Genomic DNA, 15,679 nt, shown 5'->3' with positions numbered 1-15,679 from the left:
GCGCTTAGGAAGCTTCTCTATACGGAGATCTGATGTTCAATCGCTTCATCCTCGTCGTGGTCTTCGTGCCGCTGGCCATCATCCTGATCGCGCTCGCCGTCGCCAATCGCGGCGCCGTCGCCTTCACGCTCGATCCGTTCCATCCCGGCAATCCCGCGCTGACGCTGAACCTGCCGCTTTTCATCTTCCTGTTCCTGGCCCTGGCCATCGGCATGGTCGTCGGCAGCATGGCGACCTGGGTGAAGCAGGGCCGCTACCGCAAGCTCGCGCGCCAGCGCGGCCTGGAGGCTGAAAACCTACGCCAGGCGGTGAGCCGCGCGCCGGCCGCGCCGAATGGACCGGCGCTGCCCAAGCCGACCAATTAAAGCAATCCGGAGCCTTCGATGCTGACCATTTCGGCCGCCGAGGTCGACCGCGCGCTGACCTTTCCCGGCCTGGTCGAGACATTGCGCACCGCTTTCCGCGAGGGCGCCGTGCAGCCGGTTCGTCACCATCATGGCGTCGAGCGGCCGGATGGTGCGGCCTCGACCCTGCTGTTGATGCCGGCCTGGACCGACTTCAACGCCGCAGGCACCTCGGCGGGAGGTCATATCGGCGTCAAGATCGTCACCGTTTCGCCGGACAACAACGCAAAAGGCAAGCCGGCGGTGATGGGCCTCTATCTTTTGCTCGACGGCGTCACCGGCGAGCCGCAGGCGATGATCGACGGCCAGCGGCTGACGCAGTGGCGCACGACCTGCGCCTCCGCGCTCGCCGCTTCCTATCTCGCCCGCAAGGATGCCTCGCGGCTCCTGGTCATCGGCGCCGGCGCGCTGTCGCCGTTCCTAGCCAAGGCGCATTCGGCGGTCAGGCCGATCACCTCAATCCGCATCTGGAACCGCACGCCGGCCAATGCCGAAAAGGTGGCCTCGGCCTTGCGCGCCGAAGGCCTTCCAGCAAATGCGGCCGGCGATCTCGACGCGGAGCTTGCCGAGGCCGACATCGTCGCATCGGCGACCATCTCCAACACGCCGCTGGTCAAGGGCGCGCTGCTGAAGCCGGGCGCCCATGTCGATCTGGTCGGCGGCTTCACGCCCGACATGCGCGAGGCCGACGACGATGCCATTTCGCGCGCCCGCGTCTATGTCGACACCCGCGCCGGCGCCACCAAGGAGGCCGGGGACATCGTCCAGCCTCTGGCCTCGGGCGTGCTGAAACCGGAAGCGATCATCGCCGATCTGCATGATCTCGCACGCGGCGAGAAACAGGGCCGGCAAACCGACAGCGAGATCACGCTGTTCAAGTCGGTCGGCGCGGCCCTTGAAGACCTCGCCGCCGGCATCGCCGTCTACAAGGCGCTCAAGTAGCAGCGCTCTCCAGCCTGGCTCCCATCGCTTCGCCGATCAACCGGAAATCACGCTCGCCGATCTCGAACAGGCCGAAGCGCAGCTGGTAGCCCCAGTTCGGCTTGCCCGCGGTGAAGTCGAGCCTGGCCAGCAGCGGCTTGATCGGCGCTTCCTCCGCATCGCACCAGTCGACATCGCGCCGCGCTGGCGTGAAACCACCGCCCATGACGCCCTCATAGACGTCCCCTTGCCGCACGGTGCCGATCGCCGTGAAGGATTGCAGTCCATCCTTCTCGCCGAGCACAGTGCTCGGCGAGTAGTAGACGATGCCGTCACCCGGCTTGACGCGGCGCAGTGGCGCCGCCTTGCCGTGGTTGACCTGCATGAAGCCATCCTTGCGACCGATCCGCACATGCTCGGCCGATGCGACGGCGATCCAGAAGGCGCTCATCCTTGCGCTCCCTCGAACGGCCAGTAGACGCGCAGGCGATGATTGTCTGGATCGAGCGCGACGAAGGTGCGGCCGAAGTCCAGATCGGTCGGCGCCTGCAGGATGTTCAGTCCGCGACCCGACCAATCGATATGCGTGGCATCGACCGCAGCAGCGCTCTCGACCGCCAGCACCAGTTCACCGCCACCGCCCGCAACCGCCGTCGCAGGCTCGACTGTGTGGCGCGACCAGAGGCCGAGCTTGAAACCCTTGTCGAGCACGAACATCACGAAGGTCGGCGAGGACTCGACCGGCTCGCACCCGAGCAGCGAAGCGTAGAACGCACCGCTCTTTTCCGGGCTGTCGACATAGAGGATGACGAAATTAGGCGTGGTCATATCTGATCTCCAAAGTGTCTGGACCTTCGGGACCATATGCGGACCTACTGTCAGATTCTGGCAGCAGCGATCAGGCGGAATCGTCCTTCCTGGCGTTTGAGCGGGGCGCGTCCAGCGTCGCCCGCCACTCCTTCAGCATCGCCTGGCGGCGGCGTGGGTAACGGATGCCGGTCGCAGTCAGGTCGGACATCCGGTCGGCGCGGAAATGGCGGAAATCCTGGCGCGTTTCGCACCACGCCGCCATCACTCGCACCTTGTCGAAGAATGCGAGCGCGAAGGGCCAGACCAGCCGCTCGGAGGCCGCACCCTCGGCGTCGCGATAGAGGAAGCCCAGCTTGCGTTCCTCGCGGATCGCCTGCCGCACAACGCCGAGGTCGATCGCTTCGAGGTTGTCCGAGCGCGGCCCGACAAGCAGCGTCGTGGCATCGAGATCCTCGCGCAGATCATCCGGCAGCACCGCCGCGATCTTGGCCAGCGCATCGGTCGCGGCGGCGGCCAGCCTCTTGTCCGGCTGCTTCGCCACCCAGCGCGAGCCGAGCACGATCGCCTCGATCTCCTCGTCTGAGAACATCAGCGGCGGCAGCATGAAGCCTGGCTTCAGCACATAGCCAAGCCCCGCCTCGCCTTTGATCGGCGCGCCCTGCCCCTGCAGCGTCACGATATCGCGATAGAGCGTGCGGATCGACACGCCCATCTCGTCCGCAAGCGTGCGGCCGCTCACCGGCCGGCGGTGGCGGCGCAGGATCTGGATAAGGTCGAGCAGGCGTTCAGAACGGGACATGACTGGCTAACCGATGCGCCGGACAATAGGGCTGGCCCCGACATCACGGCAAGCCGGCCCCTCCAAGGGAACGCCTGCCGGCCGCGGCCGTTGTGCCGATCATGGAGATGCGCGGGTTCCTGTTGTTCTGGTCTGTGCTGACCGCTTTCGTCGCGGCTCTCAGCCTCGGGCCGTCCTTTGCCCATGTGCTGGAATCGCTGCCCCGGCTGACGAAATGGTCGCCGGCGCTTTGGCGCGAGGCGACGGTCTTCAACGGCCAATTCGTGCTTTTTGCCGTCATCGGAGCACCGCTCGATATCGCCGCGATCCTCTGCCCGGCGCTCCTCGCCTGGATGCTGCGCGGCCAGGCGGGCGCGTTCTGGTTCGTGGTTGCCGCCACTCTGCTCTACGCCGTTTCGCTGGCGCTCTGGTTCGGTCTCGTCAAGCCGGCCAACGACGTTCTCGCGACCTGGGCGCCCGGACCGATCCCGGAAAATTTCGAGTCCGTCCGGCTGCGTTGGGAAACCGGCCACATGGCAGTCACCGCGGCGAAGGCCCTTGGCTTCATTTCGCTTTGTTTCGGCCTGCTCCGCGTACGGCATGGTTGATGGTCTCACCAATGGATGAGCCAGGCTTTGTTGCGCCGGGGGGCTTAGCTGTGGCAGAAGCGGGCCGAACCGCCGGAGATGATCCTACTTGAAATCTTTTCGCGACAAACGCCGCGATAACCGACCGCAGCACGCGAGGCCGGAACAGGTCCGTCCGCGCGACGCGTTTGCGGCTGGACGGCAGCAGGCCGCACCCGCCGAGCGCCGAGAAACGAGACCGGCTGACCGGCAAGAAGCCAAACCGGCGCCGCGCGTGCTTGCGCGCCGCGAGGGCTCCTTGCCCGCCGAGCGCCTGCCGCTGATCCTCGAAGTCGCGCCCAACGCCGACTACGCGCTGCTGGACAGCGGCGCGGGCGAAAAGCTCGAGCAATATGGCCCCTATCGCATCGTGCGGCCTGAGGGTCAGGCGATCTGGCAGCGAGCCCTTTCGGCGAAGGAATGGGAGCGCGCCGACGCCATCTTCACCGGCGACACCGATGAGGAAGGCATCGGCCGCTGGCGCTTTCCGAAGACGCCACTCGGCGAGACCTGGCCGATGAAGCATGACGGCATCGACTATCTCGGCCGCTTCACCTCGTTTCGCCATGTCGGCGTCTTTCCGGAACAGGCTTCGCATTGGGACCATATGGCGGGGCTGATCGCGGCGGCGAAGCGGCCGGTCAAGGTACTGAACCTCTTCGGCTATACGGGGCTTGCCTCGCTGGTGGCCGCCCGCGCGGGTGCCGAGGTCACTCATGTCGACGCCTCGAAGAAGGCGATCGGCTGGGCGCGCGAGAACCAGGAGATGGCCGGGCTTGGCGACAAGCCGATCCGCTGGATCGTCGAGGACGCAGTGAAATTCGCCGAGCGCGAGGAGCGCCGCGGCAGCCGCTACGACATCGTGCTGTTCGACCCGCCCGCCTATGGCCGCGGCCCCAAGGGCGAGGTCTGGCAATTGTTCGAGGACCTCCCGGGCCTTACCGACCTCTGCCGCTCGATCCTGACGCCGAAGCCGCTGGCCGTCGTCCTCACCGCCTATTCGATCCGCGCCTCCTTTTTCGCCATCCATGCGCTGATGCGCGATACCTTCGCCGGCATGGGCGGCACGGTCGAATCCGGCGAATTGATCATTCGCGAGAAATCCGCCGGCCGCGCGCTGTCGACCTCGCTGTTCTCGCGCTGGGTGGCTTGAAATGAACGCACATGACGGCGCTCGCCCTGTCGGGCAGGTCAAGGAAGTCACCAGCCTTGCCAATCCGCTGGTCAAGGACATCAAGGCGCTGGCGCTGAAGAAGTTCCGCGATCAGCAGAACGCCTTCATGGCCGAGGGCCTGAAGCTGGTCATCGACGCCCTCGACCTCGGCTGGTCGATAAGGACCCTGGTCTTCGCCAAGGCCGGACGGGGCAACGCCGCCGTCGAAAAGGTCGCCGCGCGGACCGTCGCCGCCGGCGGCACGGTGCTGGAGGTTTCCGAAAAGGTGCTTGCGGCCATCACCCGGCGTGAAAATCCGCAAATGGCGGTCGGCGTCTTCGCCCAGCAGACCGTGCCGCTGAAGGATATCCGCGCCAGGGACGGCGATGTCTGGGTGGCGCTCGACCGTGTCCGCGACCCCGGTAATCTCGGCACCGTGATCCGCACCATCGACGCCGTCGGCGCCAAGGGCGTCATCCTGGTCGGCGACACCACCGATCCGTTCTCGCTGGAGACGGTGCGCGCCACCATGGGCTCGATCTTTGCCGTGCCGGTCGCGAGAGCAACCGAGCAGGCTTTCCTCGCCTGGCGACGCGATTTTTCGGGACTGGTCGTTGGAACGCACCTCAAGGGCGCCGTCGACTATCGGTCCGTCGATTTTTCCAGAGGGCCGGTTCTGCTGCTGATGGGCAACGAGCAGCAGGGGCTGCCCGACAGCCTCGCCGAGAGCTGCGACCGGCTGCTCCGGATCCCCCAGGCCGGCCGCGCCGATTCGCTCAACCTGGCGGTCGCCACGGGGGTGATGCTGTTCGAGATAAGGCGCGGCGCGTTGAAGCTCGACACGACCGAGACGCGATGAGGACTGATAAGTGAGATCCTGGTCCCCTTATGCCCTGCTGGTCGTCATCGCCATTGCGCTCGACCAGTGGATCAAGCAGTTGGTCGAGAACGGTCTCGCCTTTCAGGAGAAGGTCGATCTCCTGCCCTTCCTGGCGCTGTTCCGCACCTACAATACCGGCATCGCCTTCTCGATGTTCCAGTCCTTCGGCGATACCGGCCTTGTGGTGATCGCCGTGCTGGTCGTCGCCTTCGTGCTCTATCTCGCCACGCGCACCCCGGCCGGCCATGTCGTCGCCCGCATCGGCTTTGCGCTCATCATCGGCGGCGCGCTCGGCAACCTCATCGATCGCGCTGTTTTCGGGCACGTCATCGACTACATCCTGTTCCACACGCCCGTCTGGTCCTTCGCGGTGTTCAATCTCGCCGACGCCTTCATTTCGGTCGGCGCGGCGCTGGTGGTCTTCGACGAGCTGATCGGCTGGGGCCGCGAAGCCAAGCCGCAGGACCCCGGCAATTGACCTCGCGCGGTTGAAGCCGCAGAGTTCTAGCCAGCCAGAACCGAGGAGAAAACCGTGACCGACACCTTCAAAGCCATCCTCGTTTCGCGCGATGCCGAGAAGAAGCAGTCCGTCGATGTCGTCGATCTTACCGAGGCCGACCTGATGGAAGGCGACGTCACCGTGGCCGTCGAGGCGACGACGGTGAACTACAAGGACGGGCTCGCCATCACCGGCAAGGCGCCGGTTGTGCGCCGCTGGCCGCTGGTTCCGGGCATCGATTTCGCCGGCACGGTGCTCTCCTCCACCCATGCCGACTGGCGCAAGGGCGACAAGGTGATCCTGAACGGCTGGGGCGTCGGCGAGACGCATTACGGCGCCTATGCCGGCCGGGCCCGCGTCAAGGGCGACTGGCTGGTGCCGCTGCCCGAGGGCATGAGCGCACATGACGCGATGGCCGTCGGCACGGCCGGCTACACGGCCATGCTCTCCGTCATGGCGCTGGAGCGGCATGGCATCGTGCCGGACCGCGGTCCGGTGGTGGTGACGGGCGCGGCCGGCGGCGTCGGCTCGGTCGCCATCTCGATCCTTTCCAGTCTGGGCTACCATGTCATCGCTTCGACCGGCCGCAGCGCCGAAAGCCCCTATCTGATCGACCTCGGCGCGGCCGAGGTGATCTCGCGCGAGGAGCTCAGCCAGCCGGCGAAGCCGCTCGCCAAGGAGCGCTGGGCGGGCGGCGTCGATTCGGTCGGCAGCCATACCTTGGCCAATGTCCTGTCGATGACCTCCTATGGCGGCGCGATCGCCGCCTGCGGCCTGGCCGGCGGCATGGACCTGCCGGGAAGCGTCGCGCCCTTCATCCTGCGCGGCGTCTCGCTGCTGGGCATCGATTCTGTGATGGCGCCGAAGCCGGTACGCCTGGAGGCATGGCGCCGCATCGGCGCCGACCTTGACTTGAAGAAGCTGTCGACATTGTCGCGCACCATCGGTTTCGACGGCATTGTCGCCGCCGCGCGCGACATCGTCGAAGGCAAGATCAGGGGCCGCGTCGTCGTGGACATGTAGCCGGAGGTCACGGTTCCGCACTGCGCCAGCAGCGCGGCCGGAATCCGTGCAATCGCTAAAATTCGAACGATCCGCCCCAATCTTCCATAATTTCTGTCTGGCATGGTCCGCGCATGGTCGCGGACTCCCACATCAGGCAGGACAGCAAAGCCGCGGGCGCTGACAGGCCCGACGCGCCGAAGCGGCAGGTGCTCGTCGCGCCGCCGCTGGCTCCCGACTTGCCTGCCGCCAGCCACGAAGGCCTGCCCTTCCTGACGATCGTCGCCATCGTCGTCCTGGCCGGGCTGGCGCATCTCACCGGGGCGCCGATCATCGTCACCGTCGGACTCGCCGCCGTGGCCTTCGCCGGACTTGCCATGCATCTGCGCAACCGCCGCGACGAGCGGCGCACCGCGGCGCTTCTCGACGAGACCGCAGCCCGCAGCCGCGCCGAGATCGAGACCCTCGCCGATCGCATGTGGGAGATGCAGGAGAGCGAGGAGCGCTTCCGCGGCCTGATCGACGCGCTCGGCGACCTCGTCGTCCATCGCGATCGCGACGGCCATATCGTCTATGCCAACAGCGTCTTTGCCTCGCTTGTCGAGGTCGACCCTCGCAATCTCGCCGGCAAGACCCTGTCGGAGCTTGGCATCGACGTCGGCATCGTTCCCGACGCCGCCTTCTCCGACCATGAATGCCTGAGCTCCACCGATGTCGCGATCCGCACGCCGAATGGGCCGCGCTGGTTCTCCTGGATCGAATTGTCGGTGCGCGACAAGGATACCGGCGCCGTCTCGCACCGGGCGATCGCGCGCGACATCACCGCCCGCAAGCGCGCCGAATCCTCGCTGATCACCGCGCGCGAGCGGGCCGAATATGCGAGCCAGGCCAAGTCGCGCTTCCTCGCCACCGTCAGCCACGAGATCCGCACGCCGATGAACGGTATCATGGGCATGGCGAAGCTGCTTGCCGACACCGACCTGTCGCCGGAACAGCGCACGTATGTCGGCGCTGTTTCGACCTCGGCCAGCGCGTTGCTCGCGCTTATCGAGGACCTGCTCGACTATTCCAAGATCGAGGCTGGCCGCTTCGAGCCCGAGCCCCAGCCGACTTCGCTGCGCGAAATTGCCGACAACATCATCGAGCTTCTGGCCGCGAAGGCCTTCGCCAAGAATATCGGCCTCGGCTGCCATGTCGAACCCGATGTACCGCAGATGATCACCGCAGACCCCGGCCGCCTGCGCCAGGTGCTGCTCAACCTCATCGGCAATGCGGTGAAGTTCACCGACACGGGCGGCGTGCTGCTCACCGTGGCGCGCGCCCGCACCGAAACCAGCGACTGCATCTGCTTCACCATTGCCGACACGGGCCCCGGACTGCGTGAAGAGGACATGGAGCGCATCTTCGAAGAGTTCGAGCAATCCGACGGCACCTCGACCAGGGTGCATGGCGGCGCCGGCCTTGGCCTTGCCATCTCGAAGCGGCTGGTGACGGCGATGGGCGGCACGATCTCCGTTTCGAGCCGGCTCGGCGAAGGCTCGGAATTCATCCTCGAGATCCCGGCCGTCGCCGCGACCGAGCCGCCGCCGCACCGGCACAACATCCTCGCCGACCGGCGGGCGGTGATCGTTTCGAAGAACGCCATCGAGGCCGATGCCATCGCCCGCGCCATCAGGGCCTATGGCGGCATCGTCGAGGTTGCGGCGACGCCAGGCCAGGCCGCTCCATTCGCTGCCGGCTGCAACGTGCTGCTGGTCGACGCCGCGCTCGAGAACAGCGACGGCAGGTTGCTCAAGCGGTTGCGCGACTCAGGCTTCGCCGATTGTGAAGCCATCACCCTGATCGCGCCGACGGACCGGGGCATGCTCGGCGAATTCCGCGCCAGCGGCTACGCCACCTTCCTCGCGAGGCCCGTGCGCGGCGAGACCCTTTTGCGGGTGCTGTTGACCAGCCATGGCTCCGCGCTCACCCAGCCGCGGCCGGCGCCGCGCGGCGCCGCCTCGGTGCGCAAGCGCGACCAGGGCCTGTCTGTGCTGATCGCCGAGGACAATGACATCAACGCCATGCTCGCCCGCGCCACGCTGCTCAAGGCAGGGCATCGCGTCAAGGTTGTTGGCAACGGCAAGGCCGCGGTCGATGCCGTCACCGACGCCGGCCTCAAGTTCCGCTTCGATGTGGTGCTGATGGACCTGCACATGCCTGTCATGGACGGCCTGGATGCGATCGCCGCCATCCGCCGCCATGAAGAGTCGCTCGCCATGCCGCCGATCCCGATCATGGTGCTTTCGGCCGACAGCCAGGAAAAGACCCGGCATGCCGTGCTTGCCCATGGCGCCAGCGGCTTCGTTACCAAGCCGCTCGACCCGGACGCGCTCGTCCGGGCGGTTGAGGGCCAGGTCGCCGCCTGACGAAATTTTGAACCCTTGAAAGCCATGCATCGCCTGGCTTTCGCGACCGTAAGATAGCCGGTTGAGGGTATTGTCCAGCCGACAAAGTATTGCCCGCTACGTCGTATCACGGTAGTGTCACAATCCTGTTGCACCTACACCGTATCCCCGTGCCAAGAGGGATGGCTCGAAGGAGAATCACTCGTGCATACAGTCATGCCTGAATGTGACACTCGGCCGAATGCCGGCGGCGCCCTGCTCGCTGCCCGCACTGCCGACGCCGTCGCAAGCGGCGCTCCGCTGGGCCGGATCGGCAACCTCGAGGTGCGGCTCGCCCGCAACGAGGCTGAGATCGCCGCCGCCCAGGAAGTCCGCTATCGGGTATTTTATGACGAGCTTGGCGCGAGGAAGGACCTGTTCCAGGCGCAGGACCGGCGCGATGCCGACCGTTTCGACCCGCTCTGCGATCACCTTCTCGTGTTGGACACGTCCCTTCCCGGCCCCGAGCACCGCCGCATCGTCGGCACCTATCGCCTGTTGCGGCAGGAGATCGCCGCGACCGCCGGCGGGTTCTATTCCGAGGGCGAGTTCGAGCTCACCAAGCTGATCGCGCGCCACCCCGGCCAGCGCTTCCTCGAGCTCGGCCGCTCCTGCGTTCTCCCCGAATACCGCTCCAAGCGCACCATCGAGGCGCTGTGGCAAGGCATCTGGGCTTACATCAACCATTACGGCATCGGCGTGATGACCGGCTGCGCCTCCTTCCACGGCATCGTGCCGGCGGCGCATGCCGAGGCGCTGACCTATCTTGCCCATCATTGCCGCACCAACTCCGCCTGGGATGTCCGCGCGGTACCGGGGCGCTACTGCTCGATGGACCTGATGCCGATCGAGGCGGTGAACACCAAGGCGGCGATCGCCGCCATGCCGCCGCTGGTCAAGGGTTATCTGCGCGTCGGTGCCCGCATCGGCGACGGCTGCGTGATCGACCACGAATTCTCGACCGTCGACGTCTTCGTCGTCATGCCGGTCAAGGAGATCGGCGCCCGCTATGTCAACTATTATGGCGGCGAAGGGCAGCGCTTCGCGGCATAGCGAATAGCGAATAGCGAATAGCGAATAGCGAATAGCGAATAGCGAATAGAACGCTATCTCGGGTAATCTCTACTCGCTACTCCCTATTCGCTACTCCCTCACGGAATGTCTTCCGGCCTTCGCCCCGGCCGACTCCGATAGGCCGCAAACGACCAGCCGAATTTAAGCGCCCCGCCGCGCACCACGAACGCGCCGGCGAAGCCGAGCAGGCTGGACGCCAGCGCCGGCAGGCCGGCAAGATCGCCAAGGGTGAAGATGGCGGCGCCGGCCAGGGCAGCCGTGACATAGATTTCAGGCCTCAGCAGCACCGAAGGCTCGCCGGCCAGCAGGTCGCGCAAGATGCCGCCGGAGGTTGCCGTCAGCACGCCCGTGATGACCGACACGACAGGCGAACCGGTGATCGCCAGCCCCTTGGCTGCGCCCATCACCGAGAACGCGGCAAGCCCGATGGCATCGAGCCAGAGCAGCAGCTTGTAGCGGGATTCGAAGCGGTGGGCGCTGAAGAAGACCAGCACCGCGACGACCGCGCAGATCAGCACATAGCCGCTGTTGGCGACCCAGAATACGGGCAGGTTGAGGATGACGTCGCGCAGCGTGCCGCCGCCGATGCCAGTGATGCTGGCCAGGAACAGGAAGCCGATGATGTCGAGCTGCTTGCGCGATGCGGCAAGCGCGCCCGTCGCCGCGAAGACGGCGACGCCGGCATAGTCGAGCAAGGCGATGGGGTTCATGAGTGAGCGAGTAGTGAGTAGCGAATAGTGAGTAGGGAAATAGCACGAAGCCTCAGACGATTATCAGTCCCCTACTCACTACTCCCTATTCGCTACTGGCTATCAAGCATCCTTCTCGGCCTGCTCGTTCACCGGGCCGGGCTCGACCTTTGCCTCGGCGGCCGTCTTCGGGCCACCCTTGGCGACGCCGACCATCGCCGGCCGCAACACGCGCTCGCCGATCGAATAGCCGGGCTGCACCACCTGGACGACGGTGCCGGCCGGGACCTCCGGATTGGGCACTTCGAACATCGCCTGGTGGAAGTTCGGATCGAACTTCTCGCCTTCGGGGGCGAGTTTCTTCACGCCGTGGCGCTCCAGCGCCGAAAGCATGGCGCGTTCGGTGAGGTCGACACCCTCGATAAGCGCCTTGAAGCCGGCATCGCCGGAGGCCTTGGCCTCAGCCGGAATGGCATCGAGCGCGCGGCGCAGATTGTCCGATACAGACAGCATGTCGCGCGCGAAATTGGCCACCGCGTAAGTGCGCGCGTCATGCACGTCGCGCGCGGTGCGCCGCCGCAAATTCTCCATTTCGGCCGCGACGCGCAACGCGCGGTCCTTCAGTTCCTCGTTTTCCTTCAGCAGCCGCACGAGCGCTTCATAGTCGCCGTCGACGCCACCTTCCGCACGCTCGCCGGAAGCCTGGGTGGCTTCCATATCTTCGGGCGTGCGTTCGTCTTTTGCCTGGTCGCTCATCGCCGTTTCCCGTCATTCGGATTGGTCTGGATTTGCGCCCGATATCGAGGTTTGGAGGCCAAAAATCAAGGGGTAAGCGCTCGCGGCGGATGTCGAGCCATCATTCCAAATTAATTCAAATTTTACCGTATCACGCGGCTTTGCTTGCCCTCGAATGCCGTTGCGGGAACCATAAACGGGCTGGAGGAGTTTCGAAGCCGACACAGGATTTTGGGACGATGAACGGCAACAACGGCAACCGGCGCGCCGAATTGGCCAACGATATCAGGCGGCAGGCAGGCAGCGAAGCGACAAAGCGCTTTCTGCGCACCTTGCCGGCATTTCGCCTGGAAAAAGAGGTGCCTCGGCGGCTGAGCGACCTGCTTGACCGCCTGGACGCCGCGGATGCCAGGAAAGCCGGCGGCGAGCGGCGTCGATAGCCGCGCGCCGCGGTTAGAGCAATTCCGGGGAAAGTGTGTAGCGGTTTTCCGTCCGGAATTGCGCAAACATGTCTCCCGAAAGTGGGAATCGGTTTCGGGACAAAGACATGCATAAAATCGACCTAAAGCGTATGGAGCGAATCTGAAAGATCGCGACGCGCTTTAGGCCGCCTTTCGGTCGTCGCGCGTCAGCGCTTCGCCGTGGCGGATCTCGGTGCCGAGCACCTTCAGGCATTCCCGCATGAAAGCGGCAAGGCCCGGCCAGCCTTTCGCTGACACCAGATTGCCGTCGACATGCGCGCCGGTCGGCGCGACGTCGACATAGATGCCGCCGGCTAGCGTCACTTCCGGCTCGCAATACTGCAGCGCCGCCACTTTCTTGCCGCGCACCACGCCGTCGACCGCGATCAGGATCTGCACGCCGTGGCAGATGGTGAAGATCGGCTTGCCGGTCTCATGGAAATGCCTGACCAGCGCCTGCACGCGCTTGTCGATGCGGATATATTCCGGTCCGCGCCCGCCTGCGGCGTAAACCGCGTCATAGTCGGCCGGATTCACCTCGGCGAAGGTCTTGTTGAGGATGTAGTCGTGGCCGAGCTTTTCGGTATAGGTCTGGTGGCCTTCGAAGTCGTGCAACGAGGTCTTGAGCACGTCGCCCGCCTTCTTGTCCGGGCACACGACATGGACGGTGTGACCGACCGCATGCATGGCCTGTTCAAAGACGAAAATCTCGTATTCCTCGCTGAACTCGCCAACGAGCATCAATATCTTCTTGCCGGCCATGCCGTTCCTCCCTTAGCTGGCTATTTATTTCGGGGTGCAAAATAATAACCCTATCCTAAGGTGAGGACGGCAAAAGGGGAAGTGCAAATCGCCGAATTGGTCTGACCAGATGGATTCGATCCTATCGGCAGGCATACCAAGGCGACATCGCCGCAACAGAACCGAAGACGTTGGTCCGACCAAGACCGACGATCAGACCGCAGCCCGGATCATATCCGCGGCCTTCTCGGCAATCATGATCGTCGGCGCATTGGTATTGCCGCCGATCAGGGTCGGCATCACCGAGGCATCGACGACGCGCAACCCTTCCAGCCCGCGCACCTTGAGCTGCGGGTCGACCACGGCCATGTCGTCGACGCCCATCTTGCAGGTGCCGGCCGGGTGGTAGATCGTGTCGGCGCGCGCCCTGATATGCGCCATGAGCTCGGCGTCGCTGGACGCGCCGGCGGTGTAGATTTCCCTGGCGCGATATTTTGCCAGCGCCGGCGCCTCCAATATGGCGCGCATCATTCGCACGCCCTTGAGCAGAAGCTCGCCGTCGCGCTCGTCCTCGAGGAAACGCGGATCGATGCGCGGCGGCGCCAGCGGATCGGCGCTGTTCAAACCCACCTCGCCGCGCGAATGCGGCCGAAGCACACAGACATGGCAGGAAAACCCATAACCCATATGCAGCTTGCGGCCGTGGTCGTCGACGATGGCGATACAGAAATGCAATTGCAGGTCGGGCCGCTCGATCGCCGGGTCTGATTTCAGGAAAGCGCCGCCTTCGGCATAAGGCGTGGCGATCATGCCGGTTCCGTCCTTGCGCCAGCGCAGCATGTGCTTGATCAGGCCCGGCATGCCGCTGAGGCCGATGCCCATCAAATCGGTCTGTCTGGACTTCCAGGCGAGGATGAAATCGAGATGATCCTGCAGGTTCCTGCCGACGCCCGGCAATTCGTGGACAAGCGGAATGCCGTGCGCCGCGAGCTCGACCGCTGGTCCGATGCCCGAGAGCAGGAGCAGCTGCGGCGAACCGAACGCCCCGCCGCAAAGAATGACTTCGCGTCTGGCTTCCGCCACGGCCTCGCTCTTGCCGCTGCGGTAGCGCACGCCAGTGGCGCGCCTGCCGTTGAGCACCACGCCCGTCGCATGCGCGCCGGTGACCACGGTGAGGTTCGGCCGGTTCATCGCCGGATGCAGATAGGCCGCCGCCGCCGAGCAGCGCTCGCCATTGCGGCGCTCGCCCCAGAACTGCGTCACCTGATAGAGGCCGGCCCCTTCCTGCTCCGGCCCGTTGAAATCGTCGTTCAGCCTGATCTGGTTCTCGCCGCAGGCCTCGACGAAGGCCCTGGAGATCGCGCGCGGCTCCTGCTGCTCGCAGACCCTCAGCGGCCCGTCGCCGCCATGCAGCGCGTCAGCCCCGCGCTGGTTGCCTTCGGCGCGCCGGAAATAGGGCAGCACCTCGTCCCACGACCAGCCGTCGCAACCAAGCTCGGCCCATTCGTCATAGTCACGGCGATTGCCCCGCGTGTAGAGCATGGCGTTGATGGCGCTCGAGCCACCCAGGCCCTTCCCGCGCGGCTGATAGCCCCTTCGGCCGTTGAGACCTTCCTGCGGTACTGTCTGGAAGGCCCAGTTGTTGATCTTCGGCCTGCCGGGCAGCAGAGCGATGATGCCGGCCGGCGCGCGGATCAAGAGGTCCTTGCCCGCGCCTCCCGCCTCGAGCAGGCAGACCGTCTTCGATGGGTCCTCGGAAAGTCTCGCGGCCAGCGTCGAGCCGGCGGAGCCGCCGCCGGCAATCACATAGTCGTAGCGCATGGTTCCCTCCCGGCGGATCTTTCCGTCCGTTCCCTTGAGAGAATGCCTGCTGAAGCGCCTTGTAAAGATGCCGCTGCGTTAGCTGGGACGCTTGCGCCGCCAGGAATATTTCGGGCCCTTGGGCTCAGGCTCCACGGCCGGCTGATAATAGACTGGCAGGCCGCCGGTCCGTCCTTCCTCCAGCCGCTTCAGCAGCACCGGGTTGGAGACCTCGAACTCGTCGAAGCCGAGCCGCAGCATATGCGGCAGCTGGTCGACCAGCACCTGGCCAGTGGCGCGCACCGCGCCCGTGAAATGATGCCGCGCGCGCAGCAACTCGCCCTTGGAAAAGGAGCGGCCGTCATTGAAGGCCGGGAAGGCGAGCGCCACCAGTGACAGCTGATCCAGCAGGCCGGTTATCTTGTCGAGTTCGTCGCCGGGCTGCAGCAGCACGCCGAGGCGTTCCTTGGCTGACTTGCGGATTTCTTCATCGAGTTCGAGAAAAGCCTGCAGCGGCAGGATGAAGCGGCCATTGCCGGCCAGCGCTTCGGCGCTTTCGGCGTGCGTCCACTCGTCCTCGCGAAAACCGTTCGGGGTCCAGAGGCGGGTCCCCGCCGTCGTCGATCCAGTCATCAAAAATCCTAAAGTCCCAAAGATTCGAAGGATATGTCGAGATTCAG

The 15,679-nt window shown here is 65.4% G+C and carries 18 protein-coding genes; 10 read left to right on the top strand and 8 right to left on the bottom strand.

All coding sequences use genetic code 11. The features are described 5' to 3' along the window. The first annotated feature begins 32 nt into the window (after positions 1–32). Positions 33–365: a DUF1049 domain-containing protein gene (locus EJ069_RS31065; RefSeq protein WP_095819479.1), complete on the top strand. Its 333-nt coding sequence runs from the start codon at positions 33–35 to the stop codon at positions 363–365. Between the two features lie 18 nt (positions 366–383). After that, entirely contained in the window at positions 384–1,346 is a 963-nt protein-coding gene (locus EJ069_RS31060; RefSeq protein ID WP_126064371.1) for an ornithine cyclodeaminase family protein, read from the top strand. Here EJ069_RS31060 and EJ069_RS31055 read toward each other — a convergent pair. From EJ069_RS31055 to EJ069_RS31045, 3 genes are all read right to left on the bottom strand, one after another. Continuing rightward, positions 1,339–1,776 carry an EVE domain-containing protein gene (locus tag EJ069_RS31055; protein ID WP_126064370.1) on the bottom strand — a complete coding sequence of 146 codons (438 nt, stop codon included), beginning with the start codon at positions 1,774–1,776 and terminating at the stop codon, positions 1,339–1,341. The genes EJ069_RS31060 and EJ069_RS31055 overlap by 8 nt on opposite strands. Then, positions 1,773–2,153, bottom strand: coding sequence for a VOC family protein (locus EJ069_RS31050; protein WP_126064369.1), 381 nt, complete (start codon positions 2,151–2,153; stop codon positions 1,773–1,775). Before EJ069_RS31050 ends, EJ069_RS31055 begins: the two co-directional genes overlap by 4 nt. A gap of 70 nt (positions 2,154–2,223) precedes the next feature. Continuing rightward, a complete protein-coding gene (locus EJ069_RS31045) occupies positions 2,224–2,934 on the bottom strand; it encodes a YafY family protein (protein ID WP_126064368.1) in 711 nt (236 codons plus the stop codon). 101 nt (positions 2,935–3,035) lie between these two features. Here EJ069_RS31045 and EJ069_RS31040 point away from each other — a divergent pair, with 101 nt between their 5' ends. The 7 genes from EJ069_RS31040 to EJ069_RS31010 all read left to right on the top strand — a co-directional run bounded on the left by EJ069_RS31040 (position 3,036) and on the right by EJ069_RS31010 (position 10,552). Further along, positions 3,036–3,521: a DUF1772 domain-containing protein gene (locus tag EJ069_RS31040; RefSeq protein ID WP_126064367.1), complete on the top strand. Its 486-nt coding sequence runs from the start codon at positions 3,036–3,038 to the stop codon at positions 3,519–3,521. 88 nt (positions 3,522–3,609) lie between these two features. Next, a complete protein-coding gene (locus EJ069_RS31035) occupies positions 3,610–4,692 on the top strand; it encodes a class I SAM-dependent rRNA methyltransferase (protein WP_126064366.1) in 1,083 nt (360 codons plus the stop codon). A 1-nt stretch (position 4,693) separates the two neighbouring features. Beyond that, positions 4,694–5,551, top strand: a complete 858-nt coding sequence (locus tag EJ069_RS31030) for an RNA methyltransferase (protein ID WP_126064365.1) — start codon at positions 4,694–4,696, stop codon at positions 5,549–5,551. Positions 5,552–5,561: 10 nt separating this feature from the next. Continuing rightward, positions 5,562–6,050, top strand: coding sequence for a signal peptidase II (gene lspA / locus EJ069_RS31025; RefSeq protein WP_126064364.1), 489 nt, complete (start codon positions 5,562–5,564; stop codon positions 6,048–6,050). Between the two features lie 54 nt (positions 6,051–6,104). Continuing rightward, complete coding sequence (locus EJ069_RS31020) at positions 6,105–7,094, top strand: MDR family oxidoreductase (protein WP_126064363.1); 990 nt, start codon at positions 6,105–6,107, stop codon at positions 7,092–7,094. A 113-nt stretch (positions 7,095–7,207) separates the two neighbouring features. Further along, positions 7,208–9,481, top strand: coding sequence for a PAS domain-containing hybrid sensor histidine kinase/response regulator (locus tag EJ069_RS31015; RefSeq protein ID WP_126064362.1), 2,274 nt, complete (start codon positions 7,208–7,210; stop codon positions 9,479–9,481). A 195-nt stretch (positions 9,482–9,676) separates the two neighbouring features. Further along, on the top strand, positions 9,677–10,552 hold the full coding sequence (locus EJ069_RS31010; protein ID WP_042641035.1) for a GNAT family N-acetyltransferase: 876 nt from the start codon (positions 9,677–9,679) through the stop codon (positions 10,550–10,552). A gap of 98 nt (positions 10,553–10,650) precedes the next feature. On the opposite strand, the gene EJ069_RS31005 is transcribed toward EJ069_RS31010, so the two are convergent. Next, positions 10,651–11,283, bottom strand: a complete 633-nt coding sequence (locus EJ069_RS31005) for a trimeric intracellular cation channel family protein (RefSeq protein ID WP_126064361.1) — start codon at positions 11,281–11,283, stop codon at positions 10,651–10,653. Between the two features lie 102 nt (positions 11,284–11,385). After that, positions 11,386–12,018 carry a nucleotide exchange factor GrpE gene (grpE, locus tag EJ069_RS31000; protein WP_126064360.1) on the bottom strand — a complete coding sequence of 211 codons (633 nt, stop codon included), beginning with the start codon at positions 12,016–12,018 and terminating at the stop codon, positions 11,386–11,388. Between the two features lie 218 nt (positions 12,019–12,236). On the opposite strand from grpE, the gene EJ069_RS30995 reads away from it, so the two are divergent. Then, positions 12,237–12,437, top strand: a complete 201-nt coding sequence (locus EJ069_RS30995) for a hypothetical protein (RefSeq protein ID WP_042641030.1) — start codon at positions 12,237–12,239, stop codon at positions 12,435–12,437. A 162-nt stretch (positions 12,438–12,599) separates the two neighbouring features. Here EJ069_RS30995 and EJ069_RS30990 read toward each other — a convergent pair whose 3' ends face one another. The 3 genes from EJ069_RS30990 to EJ069_RS30980 form a co-directional block, all read right to left on the bottom strand. Further along, positions 12,600–13,220, bottom strand: coding sequence for a DJ-1/PfpI family protein (locus EJ069_RS30990; RefSeq protein WP_126064359.1), 621 nt, complete (start codon positions 13,218–13,220; stop codon positions 12,600–12,602). Positions 13,221–13,412: 192 nt separating this feature from the next. Then, entirely contained in the window at positions 13,413–15,020 is a 1,608-nt protein-coding gene (locus EJ069_RS30985; protein WP_126064358.1) for a GMC family oxidoreductase N-terminal domain-containing protein, read from the bottom strand. A 78-nt stretch (positions 15,021–15,098) separates the two neighbouring features. Then, positions 15,099–15,632 (bottom strand): DUF934 domain-containing protein, encoded by a 534-nt coding sequence (locus EJ069_RS30980; RefSeq protein WP_126064357.1) that lies wholly within the window; start codon positions 15,630–15,632, stop codon positions 15,099–15,101. Positions 15,633–15,679: the final 47 nt, after the last annotated feature.

The organism is Mesorhizobium sp. M2A.F.Ca.ET.043.05.1.1 (genome assembly GCF_003952445.1).
Classification (GTDB): Bacteria; Pseudomonadota; Alphaproteobacteria; order Rhizobiales; family Rhizobiaceae; genus Mesorhizobium.
Note: the sequence above shows the minus strand (reverse complement) of the source record. Positions and strands in the feature narration are given on the sequence as shown.